The following is a 16,953-nucleotide window of genomic DNA, read 5'->3' as shown; positions in this document are numbered from 1 at the left end:
GGTTTAAGCGATCTCGTTATCTTTGATATAAGCCTGCGCTTTTTCTAAATTTTCCGGGTGTACCAGGATGTGAATTACCCCGAAAGTCTTGTAGGAAGAATCCTGTTGGTTCATCACTACCGCCGGAATATCATTTTCTTCTAGCCCTTGTTTCAATATTTCTGCTGTAAAGGGATCTTCTGTACTAAATACTTTTGTCCAATTGTTTTCCATCTGTTGTTGATTTATTTTTAAAATAGCTGAATATCAGAAAAGTTAAAACCGCACTAATCAGATAACCATACCATTGAAACCAGGTTGTTTTATCTGATTCGGACAAAGGTATATTGTTTTTTTGCATATACCATGCTGCGCTTACCGCATAAGCATTATTTAAAAAGTGGGCAAATATGGAATACCACAGGCTTTTGCTCCAGAAATAGATGTATCCAAAGGCAGCTCCAAGTAGTAATCGAGGTAGAAATCCGTAAAACTGTACATGGATGGCACTAAAAATAAAGGCCGTAAGCCAGATCACCAGGTGTGAATTTTGGAACATCCTGCCCAGAGAACGCTGAATTGCCCCTCTAAACATGAGTTCTTCGGCAATAGCGGGTAATAATGCAATCAATACAATATTAATCAGGTAATCTCCTATATTTTTCATTTTCAGGATTTCCAGCGTGGTAGCCATGGCTTCATCTTCCTTCGCTTTCATCCATTCTTCCATAGATTTCAGAAATCCGGGGAGTACCATCTGCTGATTCCACTGGGTAATCCACTCTAATACCGGCATAGACACCAGCATCATTAAGACCACCAGTATCAAAAGATCAATTCTTATAGGCTTAAAATCATAAAAAACAGTTGCTTTTGCTTTTTCTCCCCAGGCCAGTAATAAGGCTGGAAACAGAAATAAACCCAGTTGCTGCAGGGAAATCAGTGTTCTCGATACGAGGATAAATTTAGGATCACCAGGTGTTAACCAGTTGGCATCTATCATTTCACCATACCATAAATACAATCCGGCCAATCCAACTACATAGGTCATGATCAGCCCTGCGATGGCATAAAAACCAAGGGTAAGTAATTGTACATAAGGACTTTTTTCAGGTCTTTCGTTTTCTATAAAATTCATTATTTGTAATATTTGTACCTTTGTCCTTTGATTTTAGGTTTGAAGATAGAGAAATGTCTGTAAAGATAGGAAATATTGATCTGGGAGAGTTCCCACTTTTGCTTGCACCGATGGAAGATGTAAGTGACCCTCCGTTCCGTTTTGTATGTAAACAAAGCGGCGTAGATATGATGTACACCGAGTTTATCTCTTCTGAGGGGCTGATTAGAGATGCCGCAAAGAGTAGGGCTAAACTGGATATTTTCGAATATGAACGTCCGATAGGCATCCAGATTTTTGGTAGCGAAATCGACCATATGCGGGAAGCAACGGAGATCGCAACGCTTGCAGGACCAGACCTGATGGACATAAATTATGGCTGTCCGGTTAAGAATGTGGCATGTCGCGGAGCCGGATCTGCATTATTACAGGATATTGACAAAATGGTAAAAATGACAGAGGCCGTAGTGAAAGCTACCCATCTGCCGGTTACTGTTAAAACCCGTTTAGGCTGGGATGATACCACGAAAAACGTGGAAGAAGTTGCCGAACGTTTGCAAGATATTGGTATTCAAGCTTTAACTATTCACGGAAGAACACGCGCACAGTTGTATAAAGGTGCGGCAGACTGGTCTTTAATCCGTGAAATCAAAAGAAATCCAAGGATAAAAATTCCTATTTTCGGAAATGGTGATGTAGATAGCATTCAAAAAGCGGCAGATTGGCGCCTGGAATATGAGGTAGACGGCATTATGATTGGTAGGGCAGCTATTGGTTATCCATGGATTTTCAGGGAAATCAGGCACTTTTTCAAAACCGGTGAAACTCTTGCCGGTCCAACAGTAGAAGAACGTGTAAATGTTTGCAGAACCCATTTTGAGAAATCTATCGCCTGGAAAGGTCCAAGAGTAGGTGTTTTTGAAATGAGACGCCACTATGCTAATTATTTTAAAGGCTTACCAGATTTCAAACCTTACAGAATGTTATTAGTCAAAGAAGAAAACATCGAAATTATTCATAGTATTTTAGACGAAGTGGCAGATAAATATCATCACATTCTCCCGGATAGGGAAATGGCTTGATTTTTGAAAAACATTTCTTAAATAATATAGTTAAAATGGTTACAGCAATCACACAGGGCGTTAAAATATCAGTAGAAACCATGTACCAGGATGAATTTTCAAATCCTGGTAATGAGCATTTTATGTTTGCTTACCGGATAACTATTGAAAATTTATCTGATTATGCCATTCAGTTGATGAGAAGACAGTGGTTCATTTTTGATTCTAATGGTACAGAAAGGGAAGTCGAAGGGGAGGGCGTAGTTGGTATTCAACCCGTAATTGAGCCGGGTACCAGTTATAGTTATGTTTCCGGCAGTCATTTGAATACTGATATGGGTTCCATGAAAGGTAATTACCTCATGCACCGTCTCGTTGATCAAACTGATTTAAAAGTGGATATTCCGGAATTTAACCTGGTAGTGCCTTACCGACTCAATTAATATTTATTTCTTCCAAAAAGCATAGAAGCATAATAGATTAAATTGGCCAATGCACCTAATGCAGCTACTAAATAGGTCATTGCTGCCCAGTAAAGCGCATCTTTGGCCTGTGTATTTTCTTCCGGTGTAATCATCACCCCATGGCTGTTTTTTAGCCATACCAATGCTTTTTTACTGGCATCAACCTCTACCGGCAGCGTGATGATACTAAAAATTGTTAGTAGTGCTAAGCCGAGCACACCAATAGTCAGCACAAAAGGATTTCCGGTGAAACCGATTAATAAAACCCCTAGAATTAATACCCATTGTAACAAGGTAGAAGATATGCTCACTAAAGGCACCATACTTGTCCTCAGCTGTAACCAGTGGTAAGACGTAGCATGTTGTACTGCGTGTCCACATTCATGTGCTGCAACCGCTGCGGCAGCCACGCTTCTTCCATGATATACATCTGTACTTAGGTTCACTGTTTTGTCCGCAGGATTATAATGATCTGTTAACTGTCCATCGGCACTCATCACCCTCACATCATATATTCCACTGTCATGAAGCATCTTTTCCGCCACCTCTTTTCCCGAAAATCCCGAACTTAAACGCATCTCAGTGTACTTTGAAAACTTACTTCTAAACTTCCATTGGACGTACATGCTAATCAGTAATATCGGGATTATTAAAAATAAATAAGTTCCCATTTCCGTAGTGTATGTTTTTCAATTATTACAAATCAAAAAACGAGCCTAAATTACTGCACATAAAAAATATTTTTAAAAGTGCTGGCGGATTATTTAACAATCGGACTTGCAGGTTCCTTTTTATTTATCCATTTTTGATAAAAATATTAGTATGGAAGTAGCAGTAATCGCCTTATTGATCATAATTTTAGTAGTACTTATTGTGCTATTCTTAAAAAAACCAGTTGCCGGAAATCAACATATCGCCTTGTTGGCTTTAAAAGAAGAAGAGCATCAAAAATCATTAAACTGGTTAAAAGAAGAGAAATTGAGACTGGAGGATGAGCTGAATGACCTCCGCAGTAATTTCCTTTCCGAACGTAGTAAAGTCATCAAATCCGAAGAAAACCTGCTGGCACAACGGGAGAAACAAGCCGAACAGGAATTGTATATCGCTGATTTACAACAACGTTTTAAATTAGAGTTTGAAAATATTGCCAATAAAGTACTCGAGGAGAAGACCGCCAGATTTACGGAGCAAAACCGTACCAATCTCGATATGATCCTCAATCCATTCAAAGAAAACATCAAGGCCTTTGAAGAAAAAGTAGATAAGGTTTATAAATCCGAATCCGATGAGCGCAATATTCTTAAAGGCGTAATTTCTCAGCTGATGGATCAGAGCAAGCAGATTCAGGAAGATGCGAATAACCTGACTAAAGCCCTTAAAGGGGATTCAAAAAAACAGGGAAACTGGGGAGAAGTGATTCTCGAACGTGTATTGGAGCGTTCCGGATTGATCAAAGACAGAGAGTACCGGATACAAGCCAACCTAAGCGCCGCAGAGGGCAACAGGATGCAGCCGGATGTAATCATTGACCTTCCGGACGATAAACATATAGTCGTGGACTCTAAGGTGTCTCTGGTGGCTTACGAAAGATTGGTTACCGCAGAGCATGATGTAGAAAGAGAAAGTCATTTGAAACAACATATTATCTCCATTAAAAACCATATTCAGGGCTTATCGGCCAAGAATTACCATGACCTGTACCAGATCAATTCACCGGATTTTGTATTGCTTTTTATCCCCATAGAATCTTCCTTTGGCATTGCCGTTCAGCAAGATGCAGAATTATTTAACTATGCCTGGGATAGAAAAGTGGTGTTGGTGAGTCCTTCTACTTTACTTGCTACTTTACGTACCATTGCCAGTATCTGGAAACAGGAAAGACAAAACAGAAATGTATTGGAAATTGCCAGATTAAGCGGCAGTATGTATGATAAATTTGTAGGATTTTTAACTGATATGGAGAGTATCGGGAGAAACATCAGACAAAGTCAGGATGCTTATGATAAAGCCTTAAACAAGCTTTCTACCGGAACAGGAAACCTGGCCAGTACTTCAGAGAAAATCAAAAAATTAGGTGCCAAAGCGACGAAGCAAATTGACACCAAATTTTTAGATCCTTTAGTTGTAGAAGAGGAAAGCTTATAATTTAAAAGCGTTCCATCCCTGTGCTTTCAATTCATGAACCACATTGGACTTGGAAATCATTTTACAACCAGAGTTTTTATCGGTAATATGACCAATTACACTGATGTCTACATCATTTTTTAGCTTGGTATAATCGGCTTGTTTAATGGTAAACAGCAATTCATAATCTTCACCGCCATTTAACGCACAAACGGTTGGGTCTAAGCCTAATTCACGTGCAGTTTCATAGGTCATCGGGTCAATTGGAATCTTTTCTTCGTACAAAGTACAGCCTTTTTCAGACTGCTGACAGATGTGCATAATTTCCGAAGCAAGACCATCAGAAACATCGATCATTGACGTAGGAATAATTTCCATTTGTGCCAGTAAATCGACGATATCTCTTCTGCCTTCCGGCTTCAGCTGACGTTCAATAATATAGTGTTTCCCTTCCAGATCAGGCTGAATATTAGGGTTTTCTAAAAATATCTGTTTTTCTCTTTCCAAAATTTGAAGGCCTACATAAGCACCACCCAAATCTCCGGAAACACATAGTAAATCACCTTCCTGCGCACCATTTCTGTACACCACATCTTTCTTATCTGCATAGCCGATACTGGTAATACTGATCACTAATCCTTGCTTGCTGGAAGAGGTATCTCCACCAATCAGGTCAATGTTGAATTTATTACAGGCCAGTTCAATTCCTTTGTAGATTTCTTCTACGGCTTCCAATGGAAATTTACTGGAAATACCGATGGAAACTGTGATCTGAGTAGCGATACCGTTCATGGCATAAATGTCACTCAAATTCACCTGAACAGCTTTGAAACCTAAGTGCATTAAAGGGACATAAGCCAGGTCGAAATGGATGCCTTCCAGCAATAAATCAGTAGAAACTAATACTTCTTTATCCGGGAAACTCAATACTGCTGCATCATCCCCAACTCCCTTAATACTGCTTTCATGTCTGATCTTAAAGTTGTCAGTCAGGTGTTTTATCAGACCAAATTCTCCAAGTTCTCCAATATCGGTACGCTCTTTATTCTCAAACATATATCTTATATCTATTGATTTTTTAACTTAAAACACTCATTGAATTTCCTTATAATTATTACTAATCAATAGAAAAATCCGTCATTTTTTTAATTATAAACCCAATGCTGCGGAAATTTCCAGCATTCTTTCAATTGGTTTGCGTGCCTGAACAATGATATCCGCAGGAACAGTCACTTCAGGGCTTCCATTTTTTAAGCATAAATAGAGTTTTTCCAAAGTATTTCTTTTCATATAAGGACAATCATTACAGGCACAGTTATTATTTGGTGGCGCCGGAATAAATGTTTTTGTCGGATTAGCCTTCTCCATCTGGTGGATAATGCCGCTTTCCGTGGCTACAATAAATTCCTGAGCATCACTATTGGTGCTATATTTCAATAATCCGGTGGTAGATCCAATGTAATCAGCCATTTCCAAAACCGCCTCTTCACACTCAGGATGCGCAATAAATTTCGCATTCGGGTGACGAGCTTTCAGTTTGGTGATTTTTTCTCTTGAAAAAATCTCGTGGACCATACAGGCACCGTTCCAAAGCACTAAATCACGGCCCGTTTTTTTAGCCACCCAGGCGCCTAAATTTTTGTCGGGACCAAAAATGATCTTCGTATCCTTTGGAAGACTTTCTACAATCTGTACCGCATTCGTAGAGGTACAAACAATATCGCTCAAAGCCTTCAATTCTGCCGTACAATTCACGTAGGTAATCACCACATGATCCGGGTATTTTTCCTTGAATTTTTTAAACAGGTGTGGCGGACAGCTATCAGCCAGTGAGCACCCTGCTTTCAAATCCGGCAACAAAACTTTTTTCTCCGGAGAAAGAATCTTGGCAGTTTCCGCCATAAAATGCACTCCTGCAAACACAATCACCTCAGCATCAGTCCTTGCCGCTTCTTGTGAGAGACCTAAACTGTCCCCAATATAGTCGGCAATATCCTGAATATCAGGCTCTTGATAGTAGTGCGCCAGCACAATTGCATTTTTCTCTTTTTTTAGTTTTTCGATTTCCACGAAAAGATCAAGTGTAGGATCAATCTTTTCTTCGACAAAACCTTTTCTATTTAATTCCTCAAATGTATCCATTTTCAACAGTTCAATAAATTATAATTATTTAATATAGATAGACTTCTATTGTTTATTAGTGTGTTAATAACGTTTGTAAAATATTTTTTTTTAGGCGATTATTTGAGTTATCAATAAGTTATCCACAAATAAGTTGATTTTTTAAACCAAAAATCCGCTGATTCCCAGTATTTTATTTTTCGCCCTCAAAACTTATCCATAGTAATATGTGTATTGTTAGTTTGTGTGTAAAAAGTGGATAACCTCTGCAAAGTTGCTCAAAAATAACTGAAAATATTGTGGCAAATTCCCTTTTTAGCTTAGCTTTAAACATTCAAATTTATTTGTTCTATATGTTTAGACAAGAAATTAACAATTATATCAACGTTGTTAACAAAGTAAGGGAAGTAGCTTAATTTCAATGAGAAAAGTAGATTTTTTAGTAATAGGGTCGGGTATAGCGGGTTTAAGCTTTGCATTAAAAGCAGCTCAGCATGGTAAGGTTTTAATTGTTACAAAATCAAACGAAGATGAGTCAAATACAAAATATGCGCAGGGTGGAGTAGCAGTTGTTGTGGATAAAGATGATTCGTTTGAAAAACATATTGAAGATACAATAATTGCAGGAGATGGACTGTGTGACAGAGAGATAGTAGAAATTGTGGTCAAGGAGGGGCCTCAGCGCATTCAGGAAATTATCGATTACGGGATCAATTTTGATAAAAATCCGACCGGTGTTTATGATTTAGCGAAAGAAGGTGGACACTCAGAAAATCGTGTTTTACACTATAAAGATGTCACCGGATATGAAATTGAAAGTGTTTTATTAAGACAGATTCATCAGAACAAAAACATAGAGATATTAACACATTACTTCTGTTTAGAGTTAATTACTCAGCATCATTTGGGTGAGCATGTGGATAAGAGTTCAGAAGATATCCACTGTTACGGCATATATGCCTTTAACACAGAGTGTAACGATGTGGAAAAGATACTAGCTAGTGTGACTATCTTAGCGTCAGGTGGAGCAGGACATGTGTATAGCAGCACTACAAATCCGGTAATTGCCACAGGTGATGGAATGGCTATGGTATACCGCGCAAAGGGGAAAGTAAGGAACATGGAATTTATTCAGTTTCATCCTACCGCTTTATATCATCCCGGAGAATATCCTGCTTTTTTGATTTCTGAAGCGGTTCGTGGTTATGGCGGCGTGCTCAGAAGGAAAAATGGAGAAGAGTTCATGTATGAATACGATCCGAGAGGATCTCTGGCTTCCAGAGATATTGTGGCTCGCGCAATTGATTCTGAAATGAAAAAATCTGGTGAGGACTTTGTTTACCTTGACATCACCAATCGCAAAAAGAACGATATATTAGCTCATTTCCCGAACATTTATGCGAAGTGTCTATCTATAGGTATAGACATGACGAAGGATTTAATACCAGTTACGCCTGCAGCTCATTATATGTGCGGTGGAATTATGGTAGATGAATACGGGCGTTCTTCTATAAAAAATCTTTATGCTTGTGGCGAATGTTCTTCAACAGGATTACATGGAGCGAATCGTCTGGCCTCAAATTCCTTGCTGGAAGCGCCGGTGTTTGCACATCGTATATATGAAGATGCTATAGCTACTTTCAAAAATACGGTGATCCCTGACAACATCCCTGAGTGGAATGACCATGGTGTAAAACAGTCTGACGAGGATATTTTAGTGACCCATAATTTACGGGAAACACAGAAATTAATGAGCGATTATGTCGGAATTGTACGTTCTGATTTTAGATTAGACCGCGCAATGAGACGCTTATTTCTGCTGTATGAAGAGACAGAAGCCTTTTATAAAGCCAATAAAGTCTCTGTAAAACTCTGCGAATTGCGCAATGTGATCCAGGTAGCTTTTATGATTATTAAGTCGGCAAAAGCCAGAAAAGAGAGTAGGGGACTACATTATACCACCGATTATCCAACTCACGCCGAACAATTAACCGATACAATTTTTTAGACCATGCCAGTAATATTACCAGTTAAAGATAAGCACCCTCAATGGGGCGAAAATTGTTTTATTGCGCCAAATGCAACGATTGTAGGCGATGTAACCATGGGCAGTAACTGTTCTGTCTGGTTTAATGCCGTGATTCGTGGTGATGTTAATCGCATCACAATTGGTAACGACAGTAATATTCAGGATGGAGCCGTTATTCATGCGACCTATTTAAAAGCAGCCACAGTGATTGGAAACCGCGTTTCTGTAGGGCACAATGCCATTGTTCATGGTTGTATCTTAAAAGATCATATCCTGATCGGTATGGGCGCCATTGTGATGGACAATGCAGTGGTGGAAGATTATTGTATTATTGCCGCAGGAGCCGTTGTATTAGAGAATACACAGTGTGAATCCGGTTATATCTATGCTGGTACACCCGCAAAAAAAATAAAGCCCATTACTGAAGAGCAACGGGCTTTATTGAATAAACTGCCAGACAACTACATTATGTATGCCGACTGGTTTAAATAACAGCATTAACCGTCTTTAAAAGATTTATTCTTTTGGAATATTTATAGTTTCATTTCTTTCCCAAAGGGCTCGGATCGAGAGTTCTTTGGGTTCGTTCCATATCTTCTCAGGTTGCCGGCCTTCAGCCACACTTCCAGTATCCCATTTTTTGTTTTTGTTATTGTCGTAGGTGATCCTTGTAAAGTATTTACCAGCCTTATAATTGTTAAATCTGACGGTCGTATCTTTGGTAACCACTATCGTATTGACCGGATTCTTACTTTCATCGATTACTTCTACGATATAACTTTTGTTTTGCTCAGGAACGACCAGTTTTAAAATCAACGTTCCGTAATCGTCCTTATTTCCTAATTTGAAATCCTTGATAAATTCTTTGTTTTTGGTGTTTAGTATGGCCGTAAATGCTCCGGCTTCAAACTTCATTTCATAAGATTTTTTAATACGCCATGGATACTTTATATAATAGGATAAAAAGTCTGTACTATCTTTTTCCAAAGTAAAGGTGGTCCTTTTTACTGAATCTTCCAGCAATTGCATCTTAGCGATATCGGTGCTTAAAACAGGAAAATTGAAAGTCAGCTTTAAAGGCCTGTTCGGATTTAAGGTTTGGTCTTCCAGGTTATCCGTTGCATTCAAAACCCTGGTATAGGTTTCTTTTTTTCCTCTGAGTAGGGTAGTCGTTTGCAATAATTTCCCGTTTTCTTTGATGCTGATTTTGGTAGAGTCGAAGCTCATATCCGTCAGCCACATTTTTAACGAGTCGTTATTTTTGCTGAATTTTAAATATTTTGTGGTATTCAATGCCGCAGGCTCTAACACGGCAATCTCTGGTTTTTGGAGCTTTTGATTGAAGGCAAAACTAATGCTTCCATCCGCATTGATTCGTTTATCTAAAATTCTGAATACTGTTGCATCCTCTTTGAATATTTTAAGATTTAGGGAATCCATTGGCTTATTCAGGACGATGGGTTCTTTAATAAATCCGATTTCATCTGTGCTCTGCTGGTAGATTTTATCACCGCCTTTTTCTTTTAGTGCGTAGACTTTGTAGCTGCCTTCCCTTAAATTATTAAGGGTATAGTTACCGCTGCTATCGGTTAGTGCATAGATCGCAGGTCTGCCTTTTCCAAAGAGTGTGTCTCTGTCCAGGGGTAGGATAAATGCAACCGCTTCAATTTCCGGTTCGCCGGTGATGGAATTGGTGACCTTGCCTTTGATGCTCAGGGAATCGAGTTTCGGACCTGTTGAAAATACATAAGAGAAATTCTTCAGCACGTTGTTCTCGTTGATATCCGCTATCAACTTCCCGAAGTTCAATGTATAGGTCGTGTTTTTTTCCAGCGTGTCAGGGAAGGAGATTTCCAGTATCTTCTTCTTCACCTTTAGCAGGGGAGGGATTTTCAATTCCGGAGAAATAGAGAATTCTTTCGACTCATTCTGAAGTTTGAAATATTCATCAAATTCGATGATGATTTTCTTTTCTTTGAAATTTGTCGTGAAATTTTTGGGCTCCATGCTTAAGACCTTCGGGGCTTCCGTATCACGGGGGCCTCCCTGAGGTTGTTGAATGCTCGCACAACTATATATTAGCGAAGTTAGTACCAGGAGGGATGTAAAAATCCTGAAGTTCGATATAATGCTGTTTTTGGCCATTTATATGCGCTGTGTTTAGTTTATTAGTCTTTTTAATAGATACCATTAAAAAAATTTAAAAGTCTCTTAAAACTCATTTAAATGAGTCAGTTAATACGACTAAGAATATCGACTTAACTGACTCTCTATCAGGTGATTGTGTTTTACTTACTCATGTGTACCATTAAAACGGAGATATCAGAAGGCGAAACACCCGAAATTCTCGAAGCCTGACCCAATGTGCGGGGTTTGATCTTCAATAATTTCTCTCTGGCTTCCTTAGATAGGGATCCAAGTTGTGAATAATCAAAATCCGGGTTGATGTCTTTGTCTTCCATCTTCTGCATTTTGTTCACAATTTCCTGTTCCTTCTCAAAATAGCTTTCGTACTTAATTTTGATTTCTGCCTGTTCTACGGTCTCTTTATCGAAGGCACTAAGGTACTCCCTGAATGGCTGACTAATCTCACGAATGTCTTCAATGCCAACTTGTGGTCTGCCCAGTAAACTTACGATTTTTACATTTTGGTTTAGGGTGCTTGTTCCTAATTCTTCCAGCTTTTCATTCGCCTCAGCCATGTCGATACTTTGCTTTTTTGCAAAGGCTACGATGGAATCAGAGTTGGCAACTTTCTGTTTAACGATGTCCAGACGCTCGTCACTAATCAAGCCTAACTGATGGCCGATAGGGGAGAGACGGATGTCTGCATTGTCCTGGCGAAGTAGTAACCTGTGCTCCGCTCTTGAAGTAAACATACGGTAAGGTTCATCTGTTCCTTTGGTTACTAAGTCGTCAATCAATACACCTATATAAGACTCAGAACGCTTCATGATTAGTTCATGTAAATCGTTCACTTTTTGATGTGCATTGATACCTGCAATAAAGCCCTGACTGGCCGCTTCTTCATAACCGGTAGTTCCGTTAATCTGACCCGCAAAGAATAGGTTACTGATCATTTTGGTTTCTAAAGTTAATGAAAGTTGGGTGGGTGGGAAATAGTCATATTCTATCGCATAACCAGGACGGAACATTTTTGCGTTTTCAAATCCGGGGATTTTAGTTAGCGCTCTATATTGTACGTCCTCTGGTAAAGAAGTAGAGAAACCGTTTACGTAAATTTCACAAGTATGTAATCCCTCTGGTTCGACAAAAATCTGGTGTCTTTCTCTTTCTGCAAAGCGATTAATCTTGTCTTCGATAGAAGGACAATATCTTGGACCTAGTCCTTTAATTCTGCCGGTGAACATCGGAGATTTTTCGAATCCTTCTTTTAAAGTTTCATGAACTTCCGCATTTGTATAGGTAATCCAGCAGCAGCGTTGTTCTGTAGGGCGCTCTACATTGGTATAGGAAAAACGTCCTGGATTTTCATCTCCCCATTGTTCTTCCATTACAGAATAATTCAGCGACCTTCCGTCTATGCGGGGTGGGGTACCGGTCTTCATTCTGCCAGCTTCAAAACCCAGTTCTACCAATTGTTCGGTTAGGCCTGTTGCCGCTCTTTCGGCAGTTCTACCTCCACCAAATTTTTTCTCTCCAATGTGGATCAATCCATTTAGGAAAGTTCCATTTGTTAAGACAACTGATTTTCCTTTGATCTCAATCCCTAAAGAAGTTTTAACTCCGGTAACGGTATTATTTTTAATAATCAGGCTACTCACCATGTCCTGCCAGAAGTCCACATTTGGTGTGCGCTCTAAAGCTAGTCTCCATTCTTCTGCAAATCTCTTCCTGTCATTCTGAGCTCTCGGGCTCCACATTGCCGGACCTTTAGAAAGGTTCAGCATTCTAAATTGTAGGGTCGTCTTATCACTGATGATTCCAGAGTATCCACCCATCGCATCAATCTCTCTTACGATCTGACCTTTCGCCACACCACCCATCGCAGGGTTGCAACTCATCTGTGCAATGGTTTCCATATTCATGGTGATCAGCAAGACTGAAGATCCCAGATTGGCAGCAGCGGCGGCGGCTTCACAACCTGCGTGTCCGGCACCAACTACTATAACATCGTATTCTTTAAACATTACCTGTTGTTTTTATATCGCTTAAATTTTGTTTCACGTGGAACGCAATAGACGCCCGCCATGAGGCGAGCATGTTTCACGTGAAACAATAGGTTAAAATTAATCATTTAATAGTGGAGACACGCTAATCTGGCCTCCTTTTTATTCTTTCTTTTTTCAGTCATCCTTTCTTATCTATTAGCGGAAGACCGGCCTTCCTTCTTAACAGGGAGGGGGTTCTGCTTTTTTAATAGCTAGAAAACCACTGGTATTCAAACTACAGCAAGGTTTACCTCAAATCGGCATTCAATTTCATTCAATTTAAAGCATCACTTTAAATGATGCCTGTTTTGTTATGCTCGTTTTAACGAAGAAGACCTTGTTCCACGCTGCGGATTTAAGGGGCGGGCTTAGGCCTTTCCATAGGATCTTAACGATTTCTATGGAGAGATATGACCTTCATCTCAGAGTTCCGGGCTTTTTTTAATCCAGGGATCAAAAGGTTTTCAGCCCAATGATCCGGTTGATTTATTCTTTCTGCATTGACTGTTTTACCAGGGGTTGGCGGTCCGGAAGAACTACGTCAAGTAGTTTTTCTTTACAGGATTCAGGTTGGTCTTCTTTAACGTTTCCATGTTGTTTCTTCCGGGATATTCCCGGGACCCTTGTATGGAGCCTTGCCAGTTCTTCCGAATGCCCGCCTTAACACAGCGAATGAGTTGTGTTTTGCAATCAGAACAACACCCGAAAGTCTTACTGGAATCCGTTTTTAGCAGCAGCAATGGTTCCCTCCCGGACAGGCAACAGGCTCTTTCAGCAATGCCGGTTAATTATCTTTATCCGGATAATGACCTGCTTTCGCAAGGTGAATTGATTGCTTTTATCCAGTAAATAGTGTCTTTTAGTAAGGGCCCTTATTTGGTTTTACCTGGATAATGATTTGCTTTCGCAATGCCAATTACTTGTTTTTAGCCAGACAATGATTTGCTGAAAGCAAAAAACAATGACCTTTATGTTCCGGTTTTATACACTTAATTTTATCAAAACTCATTTCCATTTACGTTTTATTCTTGTCGAATCCTGCGTATTCTATATCGGGTTCTGACCAGAATAGGAGGTAAGGCCACAAAACCAGATCAAACATAAGGAGTATTAAAGGTCTTTAAAAAAGCTGTTTTTCTAAACAGATCTGCATTACAAACCTCGCATGCTGTTAAATGAAACCAGTATGAAATTCCGTAGAATACTCTGGGATTTCAGCAGGGAAATAAGCTTTTATAATTTTATTTCCGGGCACAACTGAGGGGTAAAACCAACGCTGTTATTTAGCTATTAAAAATGAGAAAGAACATTTTGTTGTTTTTTGAAAGTATCAGGATGGAGACTTATGGCCAATCAAACCTGAGATATTTCTTGTTTATAATTCTGATTCGCATGATATCGACTGAGAATTAAAGACTCCTGAAAGGTGTCTTTGGATCCATTTGTCCCCACCTGAATCTAACGAACAGGTAGGGATAATTGGTATAGCTTATTGCTCGGATAATGTTAACCAGCGTTCAGTAACTGTTTCCAGTTCCTGATTTAAACCTTCAATAGTTTTGGAAATTTCCTGTATTTTGGTGTAATCTGCACTGTCAATAGTCAGCAGAGAATTGCTCAATTCCTGGATTTTTGCTTCCAGTTCCGCGATTTTTGCTTCTGAATCTTCCAGCTCTTTTTGCTCTTTAAAAGACAACTTTTTAGCAGGAACAGCTGCTGCATTCTGCGCAGGTTGTTCCTTAGCTTTAACAGGAGCTTTTTCCTTTGGTGTTTCTAAACTGATTCTATATTCAGAGTAGTTACCATTGTAAATTCCTACTTCACCATTACCTTCCATGATGAACAATTGCTCACTCATCTTGTCTAACAGATACCTATCATGGGATACCAGAATCAACACCCCGGGGAAGTTCTCTAAGAACTCTTCCAGCACATTCAGGGTATCAATGTCAAGGTCGTTGGTTGGCTCATCCAGGATCAGGAAATTAGGATTCTGCATTAATACCTTCATCAGGTGTAAACGTTTCTTTTCACCACCACTTAGCTTTTCTACCATCCCGTGTTGTTTCTTGGGAGGGAAGAGGAATAGGGTCAGTAATTGCGAAGCAGAGATCGTCTGACCATCGGCCATTTTGATATATTCAGCATCAGATTTTACGATATCAATAACCCTTTCTTTCTCGTTGAAAGCCAGACCACCTTGTTTATAGTAACCATAAACAGTAGTCTCACCAGTACTTACTTTACCTTTTTCAGGCGTTAAGTAACCGGTAATGATATTCAATAAAGTAGATTTTCCGGTACCATTCTTTCCTGCAAGGCCGATACGGTCTGCACGTTTAAAAGTATAACTGAAATCATTAATGATTGGTTTGCCATCAAACGACTGACCGATATGATCCAGTTCAAGGATTTTATTCCCCTGACGTGCCATTTTAACATTCAAAGTAACACTTTGATTATCAGATCTTTGTTTCGTTTTGCTTTCCAGGTCATAAAAAGCATCAATACGGGACTGAGACTTGGTCGTACGGGCAGCAGGCATTCTTCTCATCCATTCGAGTTCCTTTTTCAAAAGGTTCTTATTTTTCTGAAAAGTACTCTCATCAGCCATTTCACGCTCGGATTTCTTCTCCAGGAAGTAAGCGTAATTGCCGTTATAATTGTAAATCTTTCCTCTGTCCAGCTCTACGATTGTATTACAAACGTTGTCCAGGAAGTACCTGTCGTGTGTAACTAATAATATAGTTTTGTTTCCGGAAGTCAATAATTTCTCCAGCCATTCGATGGTATCAATGTCCAGATGATTGGTTGGCTCATCTAACACATAGATTTCAGGATCCTCTATCAGGAGCTTTGCAAGCGCAAGACGCTTCTTCTGTCCACCAGATAGGGTTGAGATCTGTTGTTGCAAATGAGTGATACCCATACGGCTTAAAATCGTTTTAATTTCATGCTCATATTCCCAGGCATTGTGCTCGCTTAATTCTTCATATAAGCGGTTCAATTTTTTTTCATCCGGGTTCGGATCTTCAATCAGTTCCTCATATTCTTTGATCAGTTGCTGCTGTTTGTTATCCGTAGAGAAGATAAAATCACTGATAGAGTGACCGTCTGGAAAAGAAGGTTCCTGATCCAGAAATCCAATTTTAACAGATTTATTCTTTACGATTTTACCTTCCAAAGGATTAAACCTTTCGGCAAGTAATTTCAGTAGCGTGCTTTTTCCGGCACCGTTTATACCAACCAACGCAACGCGTTGTCCAGGTTGAATCCCCAGGGTCAAATTTTTAAATAGCCATTCATCATGGTAAGCATGGCCTAAGTTTTCGGCTGCAATTAGTGTACTCAAAGTATGTGTTTAACGATATTTTATATATGAAATTAGTGCAAAAGTAAGCAATAATTCTTAGGTATATAGTTGAGCCTATTGAAGATGTAATGATTTGTCCCATTAAAAATCAGCGTATTGGCGCTAAAGTATTGCGGATATGGAGCAGATTGCAGGGAACCTTTTGCCGAACCGGCAGAAAGATTCTTCAAAAAAAATGACAGAATTGGAGCTCGGGCCAGCTTGAGAGGAGTGATTAAGAACTGGTGTTCAGGCAGATCTCCGATAAACCAGGAAGGATGGAATCTCTTGTTTTTAGCGCTAAAAACGGAAGATAAGGGGGCTATTTTCTGGTATGGGTTAAAGACACGCCTCTTTCGGCAGGCTTTAATCCGAATTTTGTTCCGGTAAGTATTACGATGGCAATGGAGCCGATCAGTAATTTTTTGAGTGTATTTTTCATGGGTTCCTGGTTTTGTGGTTGCGTAAAATCTTTCAGAGATAAGACGCAGCCGCAGGAAAAACGTTTCAATAAATTGACGTTCATTAGACCAT

Annotated in this window: 14 protein-coding genes; 6 read left to right on the top strand and 8 right to left on the bottom strand. The window is 39.5% G+C overall.

Annotation, left to right across the window (positions count from 1 at the left end; genetic code table 11):
* Positions 1–3: 3 nt before the first annotated feature.
* Positions 4–213 (bottom strand): DUF2007 domain-containing protein, encoded by a 210-nt coding sequence (locus tag OQX61_RS16860; RefSeq protein WP_265842963.1) that lies wholly within the window; start codon positions 211–213, stop codon positions 4–6.
* Positions 185–1,117, bottom strand: a complete 933-nt coding sequence (locus OQX61_RS16855; protein WP_265842962.1) for a CPBP family intramembrane glutamic endopeptidase — start codon at positions 1,115–1,117, stop codon at positions 185–187. The genes OQX61_RS16860 and OQX61_RS16855 overlap by 29 nt, the downstream gene beginning before the upstream one ends.
* Positions 1,118–1,170: 53 nt before the next feature.
* Between OQX61_RS16855 and dusB the strand changes: the two genes are divergently transcribed.
* Both dusB and apaG read left to right on the top strand, forming a co-directional pair.
* On the top strand, positions 1,171–2,178 hold the full coding sequence (gene dusB / locus OQX61_RS16850) for a tRNA dihydrouridine synthase DusB (protein WP_265842961.1): 1,008 nt from the start codon (positions 1,171–1,173) through the stop codon (positions 2,176–2,178).
* Positions 2,179–2,213: 35 nt separating this feature from the next.
* Positions 2,214–2,600 (top strand): Co2+/Mg2+ efflux protein ApaG, encoded by a 387-nt coding sequence (gene apaG / locus OQX61_RS16845; protein ID WP_265842960.1) that lies wholly within the window; start codon positions 2,214–2,216, stop codon positions 2,598–2,600.
* On the opposite strand, the gene OQX61_RS16840 is transcribed toward apaG, so the two are convergent.
* On the bottom strand, positions 2,597–3,292 hold the full coding sequence (locus OQX61_RS16840; RefSeq protein WP_265842959.1) for a zinc metallopeptidase: 696 nt from the start codon (positions 3,290–3,292) through the stop codon (positions 2,597–2,599). The genes apaG and OQX61_RS16840 overlap by 4 nt on opposite strands.
* 151 nt (positions 3,293–3,443) lie before the next feature.
* On the opposite strand from OQX61_RS16840, the gene OQX61_RS16835 reads away from it, so the two are divergent.
* Complete coding sequence (locus OQX61_RS16835; protein ID WP_265842958.1) at positions 3,444–4,766, top strand: DNA recombination protein RmuC; 1,323 nt, start codon at positions 3,444–3,446, stop codon at positions 4,764–4,766.
* Here the strand turns inward: OQX61_RS16835 and thiL are convergent.
* Together thiL and nadA are read right to left on the bottom strand one after the other, a co-directional pair.
* Positions 4,761–5,801, bottom strand: a complete 1,041-nt coding sequence (thiL, locus tag OQX61_RS16830; RefSeq protein ID WP_265842957.1) for a thiamine-phosphate kinase — start codon at positions 5,799–5,801, stop codon at positions 4,761–4,763. The two genes, OQX61_RS16835 and thiL, sit on opposite strands and share 6 nt — an antisense overlap.
* 93 nt (positions 5,802–5,894) lie before the next feature.
* Entirely contained in the window at positions 5,895–6,887 is a 993-nt protein-coding gene (gene nadA, locus OQX61_RS16825; protein WP_265842956.1) for a quinolinate synthase NadA, read from the bottom strand.
* A gap of 400 nt (positions 6,888–7,287) precedes the next feature.
* On the opposite strand from nadA, the gene nadB reads away from it, so the two are divergent.
* A complete protein-coding gene (gene nadB / locus OQX61_RS16820; RefSeq protein ID WP_265842955.1) occupies positions 7,288–8,874 on the top strand; it encodes an L-aspartate oxidase in 1,587 nt (528 codons plus the stop codon).
* Positions 8,875–8,877: 3 nt separating this feature from the next.
* Complete coding sequence (locus OQX61_RS16815) at positions 8,878–9,387, top strand: gamma carbonic anhydrase family protein (protein ID WP_265842954.1); 510 nt, start codon at positions 8,878–8,880, stop codon at positions 9,385–9,387.
* A gap of 24 nt (positions 9,388–9,411) precedes the next feature.
* Here OQX61_RS16815 and OQX61_RS16810 read toward each other — a convergent pair whose 3' ends face one another.
* Positions 9,412–11,040, bottom strand: a complete 1,629-nt coding sequence (locus OQX61_RS16810; RefSeq protein ID WP_265842953.1) for an Ig-like domain-containing protein — start codon at positions 11,038–11,040, stop codon at positions 9,412–9,414.
* 143 nt (positions 11,041–11,183) lie between these two features.
* Entirely contained in the window at positions 11,184–13,046 is a 1,863-nt protein-coding gene (mnmG, locus tag OQX61_RS16805; protein WP_265842952.1) for a tRNA uridine-5-carboxymethylaminomethyl(34) synthesis enzyme MnmG, read from the bottom strand.
* A 693-nt stretch (positions 13,047–13,739) separates the two neighbouring features.
* Here mnmG and OQX61_RS16800 point away from each other — a divergent pair.
* Positions 13,740–13,916 (top strand): hypothetical protein, encoded by a 177-nt coding sequence (locus OQX61_RS16800; protein ID WP_265842951.1) that lies wholly within the window; start codon positions 13,740–13,742, stop codon positions 13,914–13,916.
* Positions 13,917–14,556: 640 nt separating this feature from the next.
* Here the strand turns inward: OQX61_RS16800 and OQX61_RS16795 are convergent.
* Positions 14,557–16,419, bottom strand: coding sequence for an ABC-F family ATP-binding cassette domain-containing protein (locus tag OQX61_RS16795; RefSeq protein ID WP_265842950.1), 1,863 nt, complete (start codon positions 16,417–16,419; stop codon positions 14,557–14,559).
* Positions 16,420–16,953 lie beyond the last annotated feature (534 nt).

Origin of the sequence: Pedobacter sp. PLR, assembly GCF_026239675.1 — a bacterium.
Classification (GTDB): Bacteria; Bacteroidota; Bacteroidia; order Sphingobacteriales; family Sphingobacteriaceae; genus Pedobacter.
This window is presented reverse-complemented; position numbering and strand designations above follow the sequence as displayed.

Excerpts from the sequence above, each read along its gene's own strand:
- OQX61_RS16810 (WP_265842953.1), bottom strand. The coding sequence starts at position 11,040 with ATGGCCAAAAACAGCATTATATCGAACTTCAGGATTTTTACATCCCTC.
- nadA (WP_265842956.1), bottom strand. The coding sequence starts at position 6,887 with ATGGATACATTTGAGGAATTAAATAGAAAAGGTTTTGTCGAAGAAAAG.
- dusB (WP_265842961.1), top strand. The coding sequence starts at position 1,171 with ATGTCTGTAAAGATAGGAAATATTGATCTGGGAGAGTTCCCACTTTTG.
- OQX61_RS16835 (WP_265842958.1), top strand. The coding sequence starts at position 3,444 with ATGGAAGTAGCAGTAATCGCCTTATTGATCATAATTTTAGTAGTACTT.
- OQX61_RS16840 (WP_265842959.1), bottom strand. The coding sequence starts at position 3,292 with ATGGGAACTTATTTATTTTTAATAATCCCGATATTACTGATTAGCATG.
- nadB (WP_265842955.1), top strand. The coding sequence starts at position 7,288 with ATGAGAAAAGTAGATTTTTTAGTAATAGGGTCGGGTATAGCGGGTTTA.
- OQX61_RS16860 (WP_265842963.1), bottom strand. The coding sequence starts at position 213 with ATGGAAAACAATTGGACAAAAGTATTTAGTACAGAAGATCCCTTTACA.
- OQX61_RS16800 (WP_265842951.1), top strand. The coding sequence starts at position 13,740 with ATGAGTTGTGTTTTGCAATCAGAACAACACCCGAAAGTCTTACTGGAA.
- OQX61_RS16855 (WP_265842962.1), bottom strand. The coding sequence starts at position 1,117 with ATGAATTTTATAGAAAACGAAAGACCTGAAAAAAGTCCTTATGTACAA.
- apaG (WP_265842960.1), top strand. The coding sequence starts at position 2,214 with ATGGTTACAGCAATCACACAGGGCGTTAAAATATCAGTAGAAACCATG.
- OQX61_RS16815 (WP_265842954.1), top strand. The coding sequence starts at position 8,878 with ATGCCAGTAATATTACCAGTTAAAGATAAGCACCCTCAATGGGGCGAA.
- mnmG (WP_265842952.1), bottom strand. The coding sequence starts at position 13,046 with ATGTTTAAAGAATACGATGTTATAGTAGTTGGTGCCGGACACGCAGGT.
- thiL (WP_265842957.1), bottom strand. The coding sequence starts at position 5,801 with ATGTTTGAGAATAAAGAGCGTACCGATATTGGAGAACTTGGAGAATTT.